The sequence below is a fragment of the Algoriphagus winogradskyi genome (assembly GCF_900182815.1).
GTDB classification, from domain to species: domain Bacteria; phylum Bacteroidota; class Bacteroidia; order Cytophagales; family Cyclobacteriaceae; genus Algoriphagus; species Algoriphagus winogradskyi.
In genome coordinates this window covers 522,443-540,278 of the sequence record NZ_FXUA01000001.1, presented here as the reverse complement: position 1 = coordinate 540,278, position 17,836 = coordinate 522,443, and the positions used below count along the sequence as shown (strand labels likewise).

At 39.9% G+C, this 17,836-nt stretch carries 17 protein-coding genes; 6 read left to right on the top strand and 11 right to left on the bottom strand.

What is annotated here, in order from left to right; translation table 11 throughout:
- Nucleotides 1-57 precede the first annotated feature (57 nt).
- Complete coding sequence (locus QOL76_RS02350) at nt 58-2,475, top strand: ABC transporter permease (RefSeq protein ID WP_283411415.1); 2,418 nt, start codon at nt 58-60, stop codon at nt 2,473-2,475.
- A gap of 31 nt (nt 2,476-2,506) precedes the next feature.
- Here QOL76_RS02350 and QOL76_RS02345 read toward each other — a convergent pair whose 3' ends face one another.
- Complete coding sequence (locus QOL76_RS02345) at nt 2,507-3,493, bottom strand: LLM class flavin-dependent oxidoreductase (protein WP_283411414.1); 987 nt, start codon at nt 3,491-3,493, stop codon at nt 2,507-2,509.
- A 360-nt stretch (nt 3,494-3,853) separates the two neighbouring features.
- On the opposite strand from QOL76_RS02345, the gene QOL76_RS21290 reads away from it, so the two are divergent.
- Nucleotides 3,854-4,180 carry a four-helix bundle copper-binding protein gene (locus QOL76_RS21290; protein WP_465251385.1) on the top strand — a complete coding sequence of 109 codons (327 nt, stop codon included), beginning with the start codon at nt 3,854-3,856 and terminating at the stop codon, nt 4,178-4,180.
- A gap of 47 nt (nt 4,181-4,227) precedes the next feature.
- Here QOL76_RS21290 and QOL76_RS02340 read toward each other — a convergent pair whose 3' ends face one another.
- Nucleotides 4,228-6,975 carry an outer membrane beta-barrel protein gene (locus QOL76_RS02340; protein WP_283411413.1) on the bottom strand — a complete coding sequence of 916 codons (2,748 nt, stop codon included), beginning with the start codon at nt 6,973-6,975 and terminating at the stop codon, nt 4,228-4,230.
- A 345-nt stretch (nt 6,976-7,320) separates the two neighbouring features.
- On the opposite strand from QOL76_RS02340, the gene QOL76_RS02335 reads away from it, so the two are divergent.
- A complete protein-coding gene (locus tag QOL76_RS02335; protein WP_283411412.1) occupies nt 7,321-7,578 on the top strand; it encodes a hypothetical protein in 258 nt (85 codons plus the stop codon).
- Nucleotides 7,575-8,348, top strand: coding sequence for an XRE family transcriptional regulator (locus QOL76_RS02330; protein WP_283411411.1), 774 nt, complete (start codon nt 7,575-7,577; stop codon nt 8,346-8,348). Before QOL76_RS02335 ends, QOL76_RS02330 begins: the two co-directional genes overlap by 4 nt.
- Before the next feature lie 46 nt (nt 8,349-8,394).
- Here QOL76_RS02330 and QOL76_RS02325 read toward each other — a convergent pair whose 3' ends face one another.
- The 4 genes from QOL76_RS02325 to QOL76_RS02310 all read right to left on the bottom strand — a co-directional run bounded on the left by QOL76_RS02325 (nt 8,395) and on the right by QOL76_RS02310 (nt 11,826).
- A complete protein-coding gene (locus QOL76_RS02325) occupies nt 8,395-9,375 on the bottom strand; it encodes a toll/interleukin-1 receptor domain-containing protein (RefSeq protein ID WP_283411410.1) in 981 nt (326 codons plus the stop codon).
- Between the two features lie 69 nt (nt 9,376-9,444).
- A complete protein-coding gene (locus QOL76_RS02320; RefSeq protein WP_283411409.1) occupies nt 9,445-10,206 on the bottom strand; it encodes a hypothetical protein in 762 nt (253 codons plus the stop codon).
- Between the two features lie 127 nt (nt 10,207-10,333).
- Entirely contained in the window at nt 10,334-10,762 is a 429-nt protein-coding gene (locus QOL76_RS02315; protein ID WP_283411408.1) for a DUF2141 domain-containing protein, read from the bottom strand.
- Nucleotides 10,759-11,826: an AMP-binding protein gene (locus QOL76_RS02310; protein WP_283411407.1), complete on the bottom strand. Its 1,068-nt coding sequence runs from the start codon at nt 11,824-11,826 to the stop codon at nt 10,759-10,761. Before QOL76_RS02310 ends, QOL76_RS02315 begins: the two co-directional genes overlap by 4 nt.
- Before the next feature lie 103 nt (nt 11,827-11,929).
- Here QOL76_RS02310 and QOL76_RS02305 point away from each other — a divergent pair, with 103 nt between their 5' ends.
- Nucleotides 11,930-12,763: a 1,4-dihydroxy-2-naphthoyl-CoA synthase gene (locus QOL76_RS02305; RefSeq protein WP_283411406.1), complete on the top strand. Its 834-nt coding sequence runs from the start codon at nt 11,930-11,932 to the stop codon at nt 12,761-12,763.
- 111 nt (nt 12,764-12,874) lie between these two features.
- Here the strand turns inward: QOL76_RS02305 and QOL76_RS02300 are convergent, their stop codons facing one another.
- From QOL76_RS02300 to QOL76_RS02290, 3 genes are all read right to left on the bottom strand, one after another.
- Nucleotides 12,875-13,111 (bottom strand): DUF2442 domain-containing protein, encoded by a 237-nt coding sequence (locus QOL76_RS02300; protein WP_283411405.1) that lies wholly within the window; start codon nt 13,109-13,111, stop codon nt 12,875-12,877.
- Nucleotides 13,112-13,138: 27 nt separating this feature from the next.
- Nucleotides 13,139-13,258 (bottom strand): DUF4160 domain-containing protein, encoded by a 120-nt coding sequence (locus tag QOL76_RS02295; RefSeq protein ID WP_283411404.1) that lies wholly within the window; start codon nt 13,256-13,258, stop codon nt 13,139-13,141.
- Nucleotides 13,259-13,392: 134 nt separating this feature from the next.
- Nucleotides 13,393-13,968: a DJ-1/PfpI family protein gene (locus QOL76_RS02290; RefSeq protein WP_283411403.1), complete on the bottom strand. Its 576-nt coding sequence runs from the start codon at nt 13,966-13,968 to the stop codon at nt 13,393-13,395.
- Nucleotides 13,969-14,173: 205 nt separating this feature from the next.
- Between QOL76_RS02290 and QOL76_RS02285 the strand changes: the two genes are divergently transcribed.
- Nucleotides 14,174-15,031, top strand: coding sequence for an alpha/beta hydrolase (locus QOL76_RS02285; protein WP_283411402.1), 858 nt, complete (start codon nt 14,174-14,176; stop codon nt 15,029-15,031).
- Here the strand turns inward: QOL76_RS02285 and QOL76_RS02280 are convergent.
- A complete protein-coding gene (locus QOL76_RS02280) occupies nt 15,028-15,513 on the bottom strand; it encodes a VOC family protein (RefSeq protein WP_283411401.1) in 486 nt (161 codons plus the stop codon). The genes QOL76_RS02285 and QOL76_RS02280 overlap by 4 nt on opposite strands.
- A gap of 96 nt (nt 15,514-15,609) precedes the next feature.
- Nucleotides 15,610-17,763 (bottom strand): alpha-glucuronidase family glycosyl hydrolase, encoded by a 2,154-nt coding sequence (locus QOL76_RS02275; protein ID WP_283411400.1) that lies wholly within the window; start codon nt 17,761-17,763, stop codon nt 15,610-15,612.
- Nucleotides 17,764-17,836: the final 73 nt, after the last annotated feature.

The following is a 17,836-nucleotide window of genomic DNA, read 5'->3' as shown; positions in this document are numbered from 1 at the left end:
CTCACGTCGGCGGATAGTTGATTCTCCTGCTTTTTCAGAATTTATAACATTTAAACTATGTGGAAAATTTACTCTAAAATCGCTTGGCGTAACCTTGTAAAAGGTAAGCGTGTGACCTTGATCAACATCTTTGGATTGACGCTGGGAATTACAGCTGCTTTTTTGCTTTTCACTGTCGTTAGCTACGAACTCAGCTACGATAATTTTCAATCCAACTCTGATCGGGTATACCGTGTGGTTACTCAGGATGATTATCAAGATGGTATTAGTTATACTCCTGGTGTTTCTCCACCTATGCCCGAAGCATTGAAAAATGACTTATTAGGCGTTGACAATGTTGTCCCAGTAATGACTTCCTATGTATTTGTCACCATTGACAATGCAGTCACTAGCAATGGAGAGAATAATTTTATGGTGGAGGATGCATTCTTCACTACTAGTAACTATTCGTCGCTTTTCGATGTGAAAGTTTTAGCGGGTGATCTTAAAGCCTTAGATCAACCTGGGCAAGTGGTCCTGACAGAAACTGAAGCGAAGAAACTTTTTGGGACCTGGGAAAATGCTTTTGGAAAGTCTATTCTTTTATCCAAGAACGTGGAGGCAAGCGTTGGAGGTATTGTGGCGGATATTCCTGACAATAGCAATTTCAAGTTTAACATGCTTGCCTCGTATCAAACGCTACAAAGTAACGAGGAGGTTTTTAATATTTACTTTGATGAGTGGGGAAGTTTTGGAAGTAATTTCCAACTGTATTTGAAGCTTCCACAGTCTGAGTCTGAAGAGCAGGTAAACGAACAATTACTTGCTTTCGCAGAAAAGAACTACAAGGATCGCGGGACTTCAAAGAAATCTTTTTTCCTACAAGCGATGGGAGATATTCACTTCGATACTCGATTTGACCCTATCAGTGGCGATATGATTAGAAAAGAGACAATTTATACGCTTGGATTGATTGGTGTTTTTATTCTAATCATGGCTTCTATCAACTTTGTTAATCTATCTACCGCTCAGGCAATAGGGAAAAGTAAGGAAGTTGGAATCAGGAAAGTAATGGGAGGAAGTAGGTTGCAGGTGATTGGACAATCTTTTGGAGAAACATTTATGGTTGTATTTATTTCGGCTGTCATTTCTACGCTGGCAGCGACGATTTTGCTTCCTTTTCTCAGCAAAGTAGCCGAAGTGCCTGAGTCTATTCAATTGATTACTCCTACATTTCTTTTGTTTTCTACGGCAATAATTTTGGGTGTCACTTTTCTTTCAGGACTATACCCAGCATTGATTCTTTCCGGTTTTCAGCCAATTCAGGCATTGAAAAACAAGATTCAAGTGGCTCAAATAGGCGGGGTTTCATTACGAAGGAGTTTAGTCGTATTGCAATTTGTGATTGCGCAGGTGCTGATGATTGCGACGGTGATCGCAGTCAAGCAAATGACAGAGATTCAGGATGCTGATTTAGGTTTTTCGAAGGAAGCTGTTTACTACTTTGACCTACCTTCAGAGGAGTCAAAAGACGGTAGGTTGGATGTGCTGAAGCAGCGTTTGGAGTCGAATTCTCAAATCAAAAGCGTCACTATTTCAAGTGATGTCCCTTCCTCCAATAATAACTGGGCTTCTAATTTTTGGTTTGATGGAAAAAGAGAAGATGTGCAATTCATGACTTTCCTGAAGTATGGAGATGCTGATTATTTCGAGAATTTTGGTTTACAGTTTTTAGCGGGTAATGGTTTTTCAGAAAGCGATACCCTAAAGGAGGCAGTAATTAATGAAACCATGGCTAAGAAGCTCAATCTAACGAATCCTCAAGATGCAGTTGGCAAGACGATCACTATCGGTGGAGGTGGACCTTGGATGACGATTACCGGCGTGGTTAAGGACTTTGCACAAAACTCCCTGAGAGAGGAAATCAAACCTTTTATCATTGCCACCGAAAAGTCTCAATATGAAGTTGTAGGATTGAAACTAGATAAAAATGCAGGTAAGGAAACGCTCACGAGTATTGAAAATGAGTTCAAGGCTATCTATCCAGACGCGATCTATTCGGGGAAATTTCTAGATGAAACTATTGCGAATTTCTACCAGAGGGAAAATCAATTGGCGCTGGTTTATAAAGTCTTTGCAGTACTTTCAATCATAATTTCATCCATCGGATTATATGGTTTGATCTCATTTATGGTGGGTCAGAAGCTAAAGGAAATAGGAATCAGAAAAGTGCTTGGTGCTTCTATTCCGCAAATAACTTTCTTGCTTTCGAAGGAATTCATTTTACTTGTATTCATAGCATTTGCGATAGCAGTTCCCCTTGGCTATTACTTCACAAATCAATGGCTGCAAAATTTCGCCTATCAGACATCTGTTCCTTTAGGCCTCTATGTGTTGGTCATTGCAGTTTCACTTTTGATCACTGCCACTACAGTTGGTTACCGATCTGTAAAAGCAGCTTTAGGAAATCCAGTCGATAGTTTAGCAGATGAATAAAAAATAAAAGGGGATTCGATCCCCTTTTATTTTATCCTAAAACTTCTGCAGTGATTTCCAATGATCTTAACCTTTTTGCGGGCTCGTAAATGTTGGTAGACACCATCAACTCATCGACTTCCACTTGTTTGAAGAAGCTTTCAAATTGTGGTTTGAGGGATTCTTTTGTTCCAATAAAAGTACAAGCCATCATATTCTGAATTGCAGCAGCTTCTGGTTCTGACCAGATTCCTTCCATACTTTTCACAGGCTTTTTCATAGGATATGATTTTCCTCGGATAATTCCCAAAGCAGTTTGATAAAACGAAGTGGCCAAGTAGTGAGCTTCCTCGTCAGTGTCCGCAGCGATTACATTTACACAAGAAATGAAATAGGGCTTCTGAGAGGACTCAGAGGGCTGGAAGTTTTCTCTATAGTATTTTGACGCGTTGATTAGGTAGCCTGGTGCGAAGTGGCTTGCAAATGCGTAGGGTAATCCTTTTTGCGAAGCTAATACTGCACTACTCATACTTGAGCCCAAGAGATAAATAGGAACGTCTATTCCTTCTGCGGGAAAGGCTCGAACTTTCGAATCCATATTTTCCTCTGAAAAATAGCGTCTCAAATCATCCAGGTCGTTTGGGAATTCCTGCACAGACTCATGTCGCCCTCTTCGCAAAGCTGTCGCTGTCGTCTGATCGGTTCCTGGAGCTCTTCCAAGTCCTAGATCAATTCGGTTAGGATAAAGTGTCGCTAGTGTACCAAACTGCTCGGCAATAATCAGTGGGCTGTGATTGGGAAGCATAATTCCTCCGGATCCCAGACGGATTTTTGAAGTTCCATTTGCTAAATAGCCAATCAATACCTGAGGAGAGGAGCTGCCGACGTTGGCCATGTTGTGATGCTCAGCGAGCCACATGCGGGTATAGCCAAGTTCCTCCGCTTTCTGAGCCACTTGTAAACTTCTTAGGTAGGCATCTTTGGCATCGTAATCCTCTCGAATGATCGCAAGGTCAAGTATAGAATAGGGTAGGTTCATTTTCAAAATAGGTGATTGCTTAATAGTTAGTAAGCAAATTGAAATTCATTCAAGAAAGTTTCGGGGATTCCTTTTTATTGGACGAATTTTCATGTTACCCAACTCAACAAATTGAGAATATTCTACCTCAACTAAGGATAATAGTGAATGGTCCTACCTTAAAAATCTATGTTAATAGCTTATATGAGCTGTTTTTATATGGCAGGTTTTTTGAAATTCCTAAAGGATAAAACCAACATGATTTATCTAAGAATCTAGGACTCAATTAAGCTTTGATTTCCATTAGGTGACCTAGGTAATTCATTTCTTAAACCAAAAAAACCTAGGTAATTCATTTCTTAAACCAAAAAATATATTCTTATGAGCTCAGTAACGATGATTAAAAACAATGCTATTGTGACATTTGAAAGCTGTATAGAATCTTGTACTATCTGTATTGAATCATGTAGTAATCGGCCTGGGATGCAAGATTGTATCAAGTACTGCGAACGATGTATAGATGCCTGCAAAGACTGTATTGCATCAACAAACAAAAGTTCTCTCGATACCGCTATTTATCTTCAGCAATGTGTCGATGCTTGTTATAATTGCGCCCGGGAGTGTGAAAAGCATACACATGACAGTTGTAGACAATGCGCAGAGGCTTGCAGAAGTTGTATAGAGGAATGTGAATCTCTTTTAGCGTAAATTAGAAAAAGAAGGCCTGATGAATTTGTATCCATCAGGCCTTTCTATTAATTATTATACAGTTCTTTGTAGTCATCCATATCCGTTCCTTTATTGAAATGGCGGATATTATAAGTGAAGGACAACATGAAGTAGCGTTGCATCACATTGTTTTGGCCATCTTCCACAAATGCGTCAGTGACATTTCTATACACACTTCTGTTTTGTCCAAGTATATCATAAGCATTTAAAGAAATTTCTCCGCGCTGGTTAGCAAAAACTTTTTTACCTAAACTCATATTCATCAATACTACATTCGCATCAAATCCTTCAGAGAGGCCGGAGTTCAATTGATGGTTTACATCCAGTCTGTAGATAAAACCCTCCCAAATAATCCAGCTTAAGTTTAACCTTGAGCGCTGGTTGTAGAAGTCGTTATTAAGGCTTTCGTTTAGCGTGTTTTCCACATTATTAAAGGAAAAACGTGTGGAGATATTAAAGTCTATCTGATCTGAAATATTACTACTTAGCGATATACCTGTACTGATCCTTTGAGAGTTATTGAAGCTTATTTGGTTGTTAACCATTCCAGGCCTTTTCGTGCTGCTAAATCCTCCGTTGATATTAAAGTTGGACTTGACGAAGTCAAGGGGAATACCATAACTCACCCAAGATCTAAAGTCTTTATACCCATCTAAATTTACTGGCCTGAAAAGCTGAGAACCTTTTTCCAGGATAATCCCGCCTGGCAATTCAGTAGCTTCCTCAGCTGTAAATGTACTATTGGAAACGGCGTTTTCTGTCAGATTATACTGGGCAAAAACAAACCATGAACGGTCGTTTTCTGGGTTGTTGCTACGAAATCTAAACCTTATTCTATTGGAATAGGACTGGTCTAAGTTTGGGTTACCTGTTCGTAATTGCAGTGGATTAGAGTTATCTATTACGTTTTGCAATTGACCCACCGACGGTGCATCCACATCAGTATCATAATCAATCTCAAAGTTTGTAGTGGATGATATGGTATAATCAAATCTGATGGTAGGCATGAAGCTTTGGAAGGTCCGATCTATTGTTCCTACGGCAGGGAATAGTTGATCATTTTTAAGGTTTGCATTCTGATATTCCAATTCTGCCTGAAATTTCAATTTCTCCAATTGATATTGATACCCAAGCTCAACTTCATGTCTAAGGTATTTACTTTCAAATGAATTACTTAAAGCGGTGTCGAGTTCTAAATTAGGGTTACTGATATCATCATTCAAAATATCAAAAGTCAATTGATCAGAATCGTTAAATCTATTGCCGATTTCGTATTCCAGCTCCATCTGACCATTTTTTCCTAATGGTTCGGTATAAGAAATTCCTGTTTCCCAATCGTAGCCAGAGCGGTCACGTGTGATGTTCTGATTAATAATTTCGGTCCGCTCATCAGGTTGAAAATAAATGTTTGTAGCCGTTCGAAATGCGTTATCATTGTTCCCATGACTACCAGTATTTGCACTAAGGGTTATTGTCCTACCTTCCTTATTGAATTTATGACTGTAAAACAATCTATGGAACATGTCATAATCTTCATTGTCTGCTGACCGAATATTTTCAGTCTGGTTAAGAGGCCCCTCAGCATTTACACTTTCCCCAAAAAAACCAGAGTTTTCTTTTTCAAAACTTGCTGAAAATCTAGGACGATATAAGATTCTATTATTTTCGTTGATGTTATATTCCAATCTCATGTCGAAGCGGTGATCCTGTCTAGTTCGGGTTTCTCGACTATCTTCTGTATAGATTTGGCCAGAATTAGAACTGGTAACATATTCTCTGATTAGACTTGATTCATTCGTGTTTTTACGGTTGTTGTATTGATAGCTGCCACTGATTTTTATTTTTTCACCCCAATTGTCCGAATAGTTGATTCCAAAGATATTGGTATTGACTATGCCATTTTGAGGACGGTTGTTGCTCTGAATATTTGCATCACTGGAGTAGTCCAAGACGTTGATGTTATTACTAAGTCCTGTGATAGTAATTCGCTGGTCTTCGTTAAACGAATTAACGCTTGCCCCTGCTAAATAACGATCGTCAGTTCCATATCCTGCAGTAGTTTTTCCAAATATTCCTTTTCTACGATTTGGTTTAGTGATAATGTTAATGGTTTTCATACGTTCACCATCATCAAACCCACTTAGAAGAGCTTTATCACTTTTTTGATCAAAAATCTCAATTCCCTGGATTACTTCTGCAGGAAGATTTTGCAGTGCCGTTGTCACATCTCCACCAAAAAATGGCTTCCCATCCACCAATACTTGAGTGATTGCCTCACCCTGCGCTTGCAAGGAACCATCTTGTGAAATTACACCAGGGAGTTTTTCAATTAATGTCTGAGCACTAGCGTCTTTCATAGTTTTGAACGCATCAGCATTAAAAAGCGTAGTGTCTCCTTTTTGTTCTCCTTGGGATCTTCTAGCGCTGATCGTCACCTCATCCAATGCAGTAGCTTCTTCCTTTAGGCCTAATACACCTATATCAATATCCTGAGTGACATTGATAGACTTATAAAGGTTCTCGTAGCCTAAATATTGAATCTTCAGCAAGTATTCCCCATTCTTCACATTTGTAATCTCAAACTCACCATCCAAATCTGAAATCATTCCATCTACCTGAATGGAATCAGGTAAATTTTGAAGTAAAATGGTGGCGTTTGGAATTGTGATTTCTGTACCAGCTTGTTTTACTCTTCCTTTTATCGAATAAGTTTGGGCTGAAAGTTTGGGTACAGCAATTAAAAATAATAGGAATAGACAGAGGTAGGATTTCATTGGTGTAGGTTAGTTGGATGCTTTAAAAAAAGCTGGTCTCCCATTCATAGAGAGATTTTTTGGTGGTATTTTAGTCAAAGACTTTAAGCCAAATGAACGAACTATTGTTCAGGATAAAGAGCGATAATTGGCTAAGCGGTCAAATGCTCTATTGAGTAGTAAATAATATATTTATATACATGGGTTTTCAAAGAAAAAGCTGATATGTTCTAGGTGTTTTATTGCTTTTCTCAGGGTGGAAAACATAATTGACAATTTACGTCGGAGTAAAATGTTTATTTTTCAATCATCTTTATGTTTATAAAAGCAACATTTATATCTTAGCTGATGTTAAAAGAATCTACTATGGAAAATCAAGAGAAGATCAGCATCACTACCAAGACTTTGGCTTCAGGAAATTGCCAAGTGAAATTTTTTATTGAAGACGAGGCTAAACCACAGTACGGCTATTTGCTTGTGAATGGTCCAAAGCCTGTTGGGGAAATCATTGAAGAGATCAAACAGCGTATGGAGCGCAGAAGAAGTGCTGCGATGAACATGAACCCATTTTTCCCAATTCCGGCTAGTCCAGAAGATCATAACTTTTATTTGTACTCAGCATGAAAAACCTTGCTTCCAACCTCCGGTTTTTGCGAAAGCAAAAAGGTATCACCCAAAATGAGTTGGCAGATCAATTAGATGTGCAGCGTACTATGATCTCAGCCTATGAAGATGGGAGGTCTGAACCAAAGTTATTGACGCTTGGAAAGCTATGTGACATCTTGGAGGTGGGAATGGAAGAGCTTCTAAATCATGATATTGAGAGTCTGGGGAGAAAGGCAATACAGAAGCGAGGAATCAATATTTTGACGATTGCATGTGACGAAGACGAAAAAGAGAATATCACGCTGGTAGGGCAGAAGGCATCAGCTGGGTATCTAAATGGATTTGCCGATACGGAATACATGGAGAGTTTGCCTCAGTTCCAGATTCCTACATTATCTAAGCAGGCTACCTATCGTGCGTTTGAGCTAGCGGGAGATTCCATGCTTCCTTTGACTTCAGGCACCATAGTTATCGGTGCGTATGTCGACCAGTTGAAAGATATCAAAAGTGGCAAAACCTATGTGCTCGTGACAGATACAGAAGGTGTAGTCTATAAGCGCGTGTTCAATTACCTGAGCGATAATGGCAAACTATTCTTGGTTTCTGACAATGAGCAGTACAAACCCTACGAGGTGAAAGGTGAGGATGTTGTCGAAGTATGGGAAGCGAAGGCCTTTATCAGTACTGATTTTCCAAATCCTGGTGACAAGAAAAAGCCATTAAGTTTGGAAGACCTTGGAGAAATGATCTCAGATATTCGGGCAGACCTCAGGACGCTAAAAGGATAAGCGTTAAATAAATATTCTAAGGTTTTGAAAGAGAATCTCGGAGAAACTAGTGCATGGATAGTTTAATAGCACAATTGCCTACTTCTGTTGTATTCCAACTTACATAGTAATTTCCATTAGGAATAATTTCCAAATTCCCAGAGCCATTCGCAGTACATGTTCCTTGATTTGGACAGCCAATTATTCCAGTTATAGAATAGGGTTGAGTGCCTTGTTTTAATCCTGAAATCAAATATTCATTTCCCACAGGAGTGAATATTTTGCCTCCAATATTTATTTTCAGATCTAATGCACAACCATAATCATCTCCAGTATATATCACATATATACTCGTTAGTGATTCCTCTGGTTCATCCAAAAATTCATCATCATAAACAGTTTCTGAACCATTAAGTCCATCTTGATATCCATCTTGAAACTCCTCACTGCTGATCATTACAATCATCAGCACTACAAAAATCCCAAGTACCCAAAGGTAATTTCTTCCCCACCAGCTTTTCTTAGGTCTTGGAATTGGGGTAGGATTGTATGGGAATGGACCAGCAGGTTTCTTCTTTCTAGGGATAAGTTTCGCAAGTGCTTCCACTAGCACTCCCAAATCATATTTCCATCGGGTGATTGATATTTCAAAAGTTTGTAAGTCTGCAAGTTCTTTTAGTTCATCAGGCAACTGATCCGCAGTGGGCCTAGAAGCACCCTTCAGCAACAAAGGAATCACTCGGGTATCCGGTTTCGCAAGTGCAGCACTTACTTCTCTTCTGACCCAGTCTTTTTCTTGAAAAAGTCTGGTAACTCCATTTTCGTCAGGATCACCAAACCAGTCTGGGCCTATGGCCACCAGCACGACTTTGCTTTCCTTTAGTGCTTTATCTATCGCGTCGGCGAAGCGAATTCCAGGCTCAAGATTTTCTATATCTAAGAAAACAGCATCTTCACCAAATTCTTGTTCTAGCGTTTCCCTGATTCGATGACAATCACTTTGTGTGTCGGAATGTCTGTGGCTGAGAAAAATTTTATTCTTTTCCATAAAAAAACCTGATTCTGTTTAGCTAAAGTTAAACGAATCAGGCTTTTAAATGCAATTTGAAGAATGTTTTTATTCCTCTATCAGGTTTTCAAATCCATCTTTTATTCTTCCAACAGCATCAAATGAGTTGTCAATGTTGATAACCCCTTTTCCTAACTCATGCCAATACCCATCTCCGCATTCGATGTATTCACCTCGTTTTGTTCCAGCAGTTTCTTTTGCTATCTCATAGTTGTAGTCTGGAGAAAAGACGAGTTTCAGTAATTGAACGGCATATTCCCAGTTGATTGTTCTGGATTCATTTTTCAGCGTGAATACTGCCTCACGAGTGGAGAAATTCATGGTAATTGAGCAATCATTACTTCCTTCGTTGGTCACTTGACGGTAATTCACTGTCAAAGGAGCTTCCTTCTTAGAAGTCTCGTAAATAGCCTGAATCACATCCTGAGCAAGCATTTGCCAGGCTTCCTGCTCAACAGGAGCTTTTGATGGGCCAGGTTTACCGTTTTCTAATGCTGAAAGAACGATCCCGCCTTCTTCTAGATGCCTTCCGCTCCACTTAGTTTTTTCGAATTCTATTGAAACTACTTTTTTCCAGACATAATCAAGTTTGCCCTTAAAGCTGAAATCATCATTAGCAGTAAATCCTTCATCTAGAATCTCATCTTCGGTCAAGTCCTCTCTATCAGTATAGTGTAGCTCTAATTCTGCGATTAATTCAGATGTGCTCCAGTCCAAGGACAATCTATACACATGACTATATGGTGGCGGAATTACTCCTGAATCAAATTCAATTACAACTCCGCTAGTGTGGTCGTTACTCTTTTTCATGTGTTAATAATTTGATTTTTTAGGGCACATGGAATCTCGCAAGATGGGTATGTCTACCTGCATGCGATTTTCTTCGTAATGCTCGATTTCATCACTGCAAAAGTAGGTCTTTTAGATTAAAAAAGATTTAGCGTAGATCAATTTCGAACCGGGTGGTCTTACTTGCCGTAACTTTCTGATTACATTTTTCAAAAGAAGGAACTCCAAAAAGCAAGCTTGGATTATTAGAAAAGCCAAAAGGGTCTATGGGGTAGCCGATCTTGTTTTTCCTGATTTTCCCATCTTCGTCATGGTCATGAAAAACTGTTATCGCATAGTTTCCAGCGGGTACATTAGGGATAGTTTGCTTAGCTGTTCCGTTCTTGAGTTGAAGAGTCACTATTTTCCAGGCATCATCCAAAGACTCTGGCCAGCCTTTTTCTTGGTTAAAAATGAGCAGCTGAATGACACCTTCATCATTTGACGTTTCAGAAATTACCAACTCAATCGTACCATATTCTTTTTGGCATGGATTGAAATTGAAAAGAAAGAATAGGCTTAGAATTGCCAGCTTCATAAATTTTCTATGGTTTTAGGTCTGTTTATTTTCCCTGTGTTCGTTCTTGAAAACGAGGAGATGACAAAAGTGTTTTTCGGGATTTCATATTTGTTCATGACTTTCTTTAGCGCTTTTAGAAGTTGCTGACTTACTTCCTTGTTGATATTAGTTGACTCTACTGCCAAACATAATTTTTCACCTAGTCTTACATCTTTCATTCCAAAAAAGAAAAATGAAGCAGTTGGATAGAAGTTATGAATGGTACTTTCAGCTTTTGATTCCAATAGTTCTGGATGAAGCTTGACTCCGCCTGAGTTGACGACAAAGTCAGCTCTTCCTAGCCATTTAAAAGAGTTTTGATGGATTAGCTCGACCAAATCATTTGTCTTGACTAATTCATTGTTACTCGAAGCCGATTTTACCCATAGGGCATTTCTTTCATCTACTCCAAATTCAACTCCTGGAAGAACGCGATAAATCAAATCTCCTTTTTCGATTTTTGCTACAGCGATGTGAGATACGGTTTCCGTCATACCATAGGTTTGGTAAGCTTCAATGCCGTTTTTAACCAGTTCATCTTTCAAAGAAAAACCAACAGGAGCGCCGCCAATTAGTAAGTTTTTTACAGCTCTCAGCTTCTCAAGCGAAGATTTTTCTCGAAGGCATGCATCAACTTGAAGGGGAACCATCGCAACAAAATCGGGTATAGTTACAATTTCCGAAAGAGGATTTGACTTAGGTTCAGTTAACTCAATTTGACAATCCCAGACCATAGCACGAACGAGCATCATCTTACCAGCGATATAGGTAGGATCTAGGCAGCAAAGGAGTTTGGTGCTCTGATCTGTTTGAAAGAAAGCTTGCGTCCCTTTTGCACTTGCAATCATCTGAGCTCTTGTAATCTCAATTTTCTTTGGTATTCCAGTTGACCCTGAAGTCTGCTGTACAAAGCTTTCTTTCTCCGAAAACCAGTCATTACAGAATTTCAATGCACCTATCGCAAAGTCAGGTAAATCAGTAAATTCTTGGTCGAAATCCTCTTTTTTCTGATAAGTATGACTGCCGAAACTAAGTTGAAACATGTGAGATTATAGTGGTTTTTCCGAAGGTAGTAATCCTGGCTTCAAAATTCAGGGAAGCCTGCTATCTTGCAAAAGAATTAGATTTTTACCCAAATCGAAAGATATGAACTGGATCACAGCAAAAGAATACGAAGATATCACCTATAAGAAATGCGATGGCGTAGCTAGGATTGCCTTCAATCGTCCTGAGGTTAGAAATGCTTTTCGACCAAAAACTACTGCCGAATTATATGATGCATTTTACGATGCGCAAGAAGATACTTCGATTGGAGTAGTTTTACTGAGTGGAGAAGGTCCTTCAGCAAAAGACGGAGGTTGGGCATTTTGCTCTGGCGGTGATCAGAAAGCTAGAGGAAAGCAAGGCTATGTCGGTGAAGATGGTTACCATCGATTGAATATTTTGGAGGTACAGCGTTTGATCCGTTTTATGCCGAAGGTTGTGATCGCCGTAGTTCCAGGATGGGCAGTAGGTGGTGGACATTCTCTCCATGTAGTTTGTGATCTCACTTTGGCAAGCAAGGAGCATGCGATCTTCAAGCAAACAGATGCAGATGTGACAAGCTTTGATGGGGGATATGGTTCTGCTTATTTGGCAAAGATGGTTGGACAGAAGAAAGCACGTGAAATATTCTTTTTAGGTAGAAATTATTCCGCTCAGGAAGCCTACGAAATGGGAATGGTGAATGCAGTCATTCCGCATGCTGAATTAGAATCAACGGCTTATGAGTGGGCTAAGGAGATTTTAGCCAAGTCTCCAACTTCAATCAAAATGCTGAAGTTTGCGATGAACCTGACTGATGACGGCATGGTTGGCCAGCAGGTTTTTGCTGGAGAAGCAACGCGCTTGGCCTACGGAACAGAGGAAGCTAAAGAAGGTAGAAATGCCTTTTTGGAGAAGAGAAAGCCTGATTTTGGGAAGAATAAGTGGATACCGTAAAAAGTCTAAAGTGAAAAATCTAAAGTCTAAAGTCGGAGAATCAAGACATGAGAGCCAAGAATCGAGACCTGATTGGTTTTGATTCTTGGCTTTTTTATATCTAGTAGAATTTTAGGAAATCAATTCACTTATCAATAAGTCTTCATCTAGATCTTCCCAGTGAATTCCCTCTCCATCACCAATAAATCGCCAGTTATTTAATTCTGCGTCGGAGGCATTTTTGAGAGTAGGAAACCATTCTAATGGAATACTTATTTCTCTTCCATCTTCCATACTAATTTTCATTTTGCTTTCGGAAAAGGAAAGGCTAGATGCTTGGTTTGATTTGAATTTAGTTAAAGTACTCATCCCATTTTTGATCAATTAGTAGAACGTTTAATTCAATTTATATACGGATTTCTGAAAACCTGACTTTTCCACATGAGTATGTTTCGGCAAATGTTCATTGCTGTAGAAGAAAAATCGATATCCATTTTCTCTAAGGACAGTAGGCATAGTGTGACAAATTGCTCAATAATTAAATTCGTTACATATGAAATAGAATGAAAAAGCCCTTTCTGGATAATCCTGAAAGGGCTCATGATTTTTATGAGTAGTAAAGGATCGGACATCCGACACCAAACATATTATCAAATCTCAATCTTTGCACCCAATACTTTTAGGAACTCCCTAATCCAGGCTGGATGACCTGGCCAAGCTGGGGATGTTACTAGGTTGCCATCTACATAAGCATCTGTGGCTGGAATATCCTGAAACTCTCCACCAGCGATAGTTACCTCAGGGCCTACAGCTGGATATGCAGTCAGCTTTCTACCTTTTACAACTCCCGCCGCCGTTAAAATCTGGATACCATGACAAACTGCTGCTACCGGTTTGTTGGTGTCAAAGAAGTGCTTCACGATCTCAAGAAGTTTCTTGTTCAATCTCAAGTATTCCGGTGCGCGTCCACCTGCGATTGCCAGGCCTACATAGTCATCCACGTCAACTTGATCAAAAGAATAGCTCAGCATAAAGTTGTGGCCTGGCTTTTCGGTGTAAGTCAGATCTCCTTCAAAGTCATGAATCGCCGTTTTGATGGTTTCGCCTTTTTTCTTTCCGGGACAAACAGAATGAACTTCATAGCCTACCATTTCCAGCATTTGTACTGGAACCATAGTTTCATAATCTTCAGCAAAATCTCCGGTTAGGAATAATATCTTTTTCATCGTTTTGAAATTTTGTTGGTTTGAAAAATAGGTAGAGAATCTACCTTTTAATAGTTAGCTCAATTTAAGAAAATGATATTGCATTGAGATTAATCTTTAGTTAAGTTTTGCTAATCATATCAGGGTTTTGGGACAGGAAATGAAAGCGATTTTTTAGCTCTCGATTTTCTGTGCAACTTATCAATCCAAACCTTATATTACTTTCATGAAACATCTCGAAACTACCTACAAAACCCATGATGGCATAGAACTTTATCTCCAGGCTTGGATGGTAGACGTTCCCAAGGCTTCCTTATTGCTAGTTCATGGTTTAGGAGAGCATAGTTCGAGGTATTTGCATCTAGTGGAAAAATTGCATGCGTCAGGTGTTTCGGTTTTTACTTTTGATGGAAGAGGGCATGGAAAATCTGTGAAAGGTGATCCCACAGCCTTTTTTGAATCCTATGAAGATTATTTGAGAGACATAGATTCCCTTTTTGGAAAGGTGAAAAGCTACGTGCCTGGAGTTCCTGCCTTCATTTATGGGCATAGTATGGGCGGAGGATTGGTGGCGGCTTATGTCCTAAAATACAATCCAGATACAAAAGGAGTAATATTGAGTTCCCCTGCGATAAAAGAAGCAGAGGGCACCTCTAAAACCCTGATTGCTATGTCTAGTGTGATCAGCAAGTACTTTCCCAAATTGAAAGCGCTGAAACTCGACGCCCAAAAAATTTCCAGAATTCCTGCGGAAGTAGAAAAGTATTTGAACGATCCATTGGTTTACACAGATGCTGTACCAGCGAGAACCGGATATGAACTGCTTCAAATGATGCGTTTTATTCAAGCAAACGCCTCAAAATTCAAATTGCCAGTTTTACTAATCCACGGTTCTGATGATGGGCTTACTAATCCAAAGGGTTCAGAATTGCTCTATGAAAAAGCTACTTCAGCAGATAAAACGCTAAAAGTTTTTCCAGGAGGATTTCATGAATTGATCAATGATTTGGATAGGGAGGAAGTCATTAAGCTGATCGTAGCTTGGATTGGGAGTCGTTTTATTGACCCTTATTCAAAGGGTTAAATTTCGGCTAGTAATCCGTTAATATCCAATTGTCTGGTGTACATCTGAATACTTCCATCTGGATTCAATGGCCATTCTTCACGAGGCCTATCCCAATACAATTCCACGCCATTTTCATCTGGGTCGTCAAGATAAATTGCTTCAGAAACGCCGTGATCAGCAGCACCTGTTAGCGGATACTTTTCATCGAGTAGTCTTTTCAAAAGAACAGCAAGATCCCGTCTTGTTGGTAGCAAAATAGCCGTATGAAAAAGTCCCGCCGTGTTCTTCGGAGCGGGTTTTCCACCTTTACTCTGCCAAGTATTCAGTCCAATATGATGGTGATATCCACCTGCGGAAATAAATGCGGCATCCTGTCCATACATAGTTACCAATTCAAAGCCTAGCAAACCCTGATAGAAATCAAGAGAACGTTGAAGATCGGAAACCTTAAGATGAATATGACCTATGCGGGTGGCGGCGGGTATGGTGTAATCATTCATAAATTTGAAGTTTGAGATTTGAAATTAACCGAACTAGTTAACGATTAGTGCCTATTTCCGAGGAAATTTCAAATCTCAAATGAATAATTTCAAATTCTATATCCCCGGAGCATTTGGAAATTGAAGACTTTTGTAATATTCCAAATCTCCCTCAGGTTGCTCTATGTCAGTTGGAAATGGACGGTTAGAGAAGGTTTGGAAGTATAGCAAGCAAGCGTTTCTCCACCATTCAGCTTCCTCTTTCTGAACTTCCAAAAGTTGTCGCACATGTTCAAACTCAGCAGGATCAATTTCCGATTCCAGACTTGCCCAAATTTCCTGCATTTTCCTTACTTTTTTTACCCCTCTGTCGTAGTGATAGGCGATTCCTTCCCAAAGTGTGTTTCCGTCTTTGAGTTTAAAATCCCAAGGCACATGGTGGAACCACAGCAAGTATTTCTCAGGGATCTGATGTGGATCTGACCATGCTTTAGCGACCTCAGGAGCGTATTGATCAAGGGCTCCACTTCCGGCAGTGGTTCTGTCAAATCCAATTCCCAAGCTATCGGCATTATGATAATATGGGGCAGTCCAATCAGCTCTGCCGCCCATCACCCAAGGTCCAGGTCCATAATGATGGCTTCTGCCCATAATATGGTGCAAACCAAGAGGAGTCATATAATCCACAGCTGCTTCATGAGACGAAAGCATGATATCTTCAATTTTTGACAGCACATCGGGGTTTGTGCCAAATGTCAGTTTGATCCATTCATCTGCGATTTGCTTGGATTCCAGATTTGGATCCCACGCCTGTCGTCCAAAAGCATACCAGTTTGACTGTCCAAATAAATGACCAGTCCAGTTTCGATCTGTTCCAATATTGGAAACTCCAGCGATTAAGGTCAGTTTCTGACCGCTTTCTTTTCCTTCCAATATACTTGCAATTGTCGAGTTAGGAGTTGGGCGAAAGGTTTTCGTTTTGAGCACTTCTTCCCACATAGGAGCGAGGTACACAAGATTGGTAGCTTGACCCAAGTATTCCTGAGTGATCTGGAATTCCATGCCTACATTGGTTTTGTTAATCGCACCATAAAGTGGGTGAACAGGCTCTCGCGGTTGGAAATCTATCGCGCCGTTTTTGATTTGAATGATCACATTGTCTTTGAATTTTCCATCCAAAGGCTCAAACTCATTATTTGCCTGCATGTGTCTGTCCACATCATCTTCGTGTGAATAGACAAAAGCTCTCCATATTAAAACTCCTCCGTGAGGCGCTAGTGCATCAGCCAGCATATTTGCTCCTTCGGCATGATTTCTTCCATATTCATGCGGACCGGGTTGTCCTTCGGAATTTGCTTTAACAAGAAATCCTCCAAAATCCGGAATAAAAGAATAGATCTCATCGGTCTTCTTTTTCCAGAAAGCAATCACTTCTGGATCCAATGGATCAGCTGTCTTCAGACCATCGAGTTGAATCGGTGCGGAGAATCGGGCGGTAAGAAAAACTTTGATGCCATATGGTCTGAAAATATCTGCCAACACCTTCACTTTTTTCATGAAATCGGTGGTCAAAATCAAGGCATTTGCATTCACATTAGTTAGCGAAACTGCGTTAATTCCGATAGATGCATTGGCTCTGGCATAGTCAGTATAGCGTGGATCAACGTAGCCTGGAAGCTTATGCCAATCCCAAATAGAAAATCCTGCATAGCCTCTTTCTACGGTGCGATCCAAGTTGTCCCAATGGTTTAACATTCTAAGTTTAATCTTCGGACTGTCAGTTATTTCTATGGACTTATCGAAAGTTGTACTTTGAATAGAATTTAGCCAATTATAGACACCGTAAAGTGCTCCGATAGGGCGGTTTCCCACGATGGCATAAAAGGATTTTCCATCCAGTTCTATTTGGCCTCTCCAGTATCCTTCGGTTCCTAATTCCTTGATTTCGGTTTGTTGATCAAGAGATAGGACCTGCGAAAGTTGCTCTCGTGTACCTATCCAAAGCTTTGTGTTTTGCAATCGCTCTTTAGTGTAAATCGGACTTTTGCCAAGCATACTTTTGGAAGCTAGATTCAGCTCATTTCGTATGGCTTCGTAGGTCGGATTTTCCCCGAAAAAGTAAACCCCAGAGAGCAAAGGTTCGACTTGAGACTTTAATTGGGAATCGCTGATAGGCTGATAATCCAGCCATAGTTTGTAGCCGTCATTGGCTAGAGAAGAAACTGTAAAGCAGATCCAAAGTATGGCTGACAGATAAATAGGTTTGTACATAGGTTATGGGTTTGAGGTTAAAAGATCGAAAAATCATTGCTAAATCCAAGACTTTATTAAACATTGAACTGGT

Bases quoted from the DNA above. Each gene is read 5' to 3' on its own strand.
- QOL76_RS02350 (WP_283411415.1), top strand. From the start codon at position 58: ATGTGGAAAATTTACTCTAAAATCGCTTGGCGTAACCTTGTAAAAGGT.
- QOL76_RS02345 (WP_283411414.1), bottom strand. From the start codon at position 3,493: ATGAACCTACCCTATTCTATACTTGACCTTGCGATCATTCGAGAGGAT.
- QOL76_RS21290 (WP_465251385.1), top strand. From the start codon at position 3,854: ATGAGCTCAGTAACGATGATTAAAAACAATGCTATTGTGACATTTGAA.
- QOL76_RS02340 (WP_283411413.1), bottom strand. From the start codon at position 6,975: ATGAAATCCTACCTCTGTCTATTCCTATTATTTTTAATTGCTGTACCC.
- QOL76_RS02335 (WP_283411412.1), top strand. From the start codon at position 7,321: ATGGAAAATCAAGAGAAGATCAGCATCACTACCAAGACTTTGGCTTCA.
- QOL76_RS02330 (WP_283411411.1), top strand. From the start codon at position 7,575: ATGAAAAACCTTGCTTCCAACCTCCGGTTTTTGCGAAAGCAAAAAGGT.
- QOL76_RS02325 (WP_283411410.1), bottom strand. From the start codon at position 9,375: ATGGAAAAGAATAAAATTTTTCTCAGCCACAGACATTCCGACACACAA.
- QOL76_RS02320 (WP_283411409.1), bottom strand. From the start codon at position 10,206: ATGAAAAAGAGTAACGACCACACTAGCGGAGTTGTAATTGAATTTGAT.
- QOL76_RS02315 (WP_283411408.1), bottom strand. From the start codon at position 10,762: ATGAAGCTGGCAATTCTAAGCCTATTCTTTCTTTTCAATTTCAATCCA.
- QOL76_RS02310 (WP_283411407.1), bottom strand. From the start codon at position 11,826: ATGTTTCAACTTAGTTTCGGCAGTCATACTTATCAGAAAAAAGAGGAT.
- QOL76_RS02305 (WP_283411406.1), top strand. From the start codon at position 11,930: ATGAACTGGATCACAGCAAAAGAATACGAAGATATCACCTATAAGAAA.
- QOL76_RS02300 (WP_283411405.1), bottom strand. From the start codon at position 13,111: ATGAGTACTTTAACTAAATTCAAATCAAACCAAGCATCTAGCCTTTCC.
- QOL76_RS02295 (WP_283411404.1), bottom strand. From the start codon at position 13,258: ATGCCTACTGTCCTTAGAGAAAATGGATATCGATTTTTCTTCTACAGC.
- QOL76_RS02290 (WP_283411403.1), bottom strand. From the start codon at position 13,968: ATGAAAAAGATATTATTCCTAACCGGAGATTTTGCTGAAGATTATGAA.
- QOL76_RS02285 (WP_283411402.1), top strand. From the start codon at position 14,174: ATGAAACATCTCGAAACTACCTACAAAACCCATGATGGCATAGAACTT.
- QOL76_RS02280 (WP_283411401.1), bottom strand. From the start codon at position 15,513: ATGAATGATTACACCATACCCGCCGCCACCCGCATAGGTCATATTCAT.
- QOL76_RS02275 (WP_283411400.1), bottom strand. From the start codon at position 17,763: ATGTACAAACCTATTTATCTGTCAGCCATACTTTGGATCTGCTTTACA.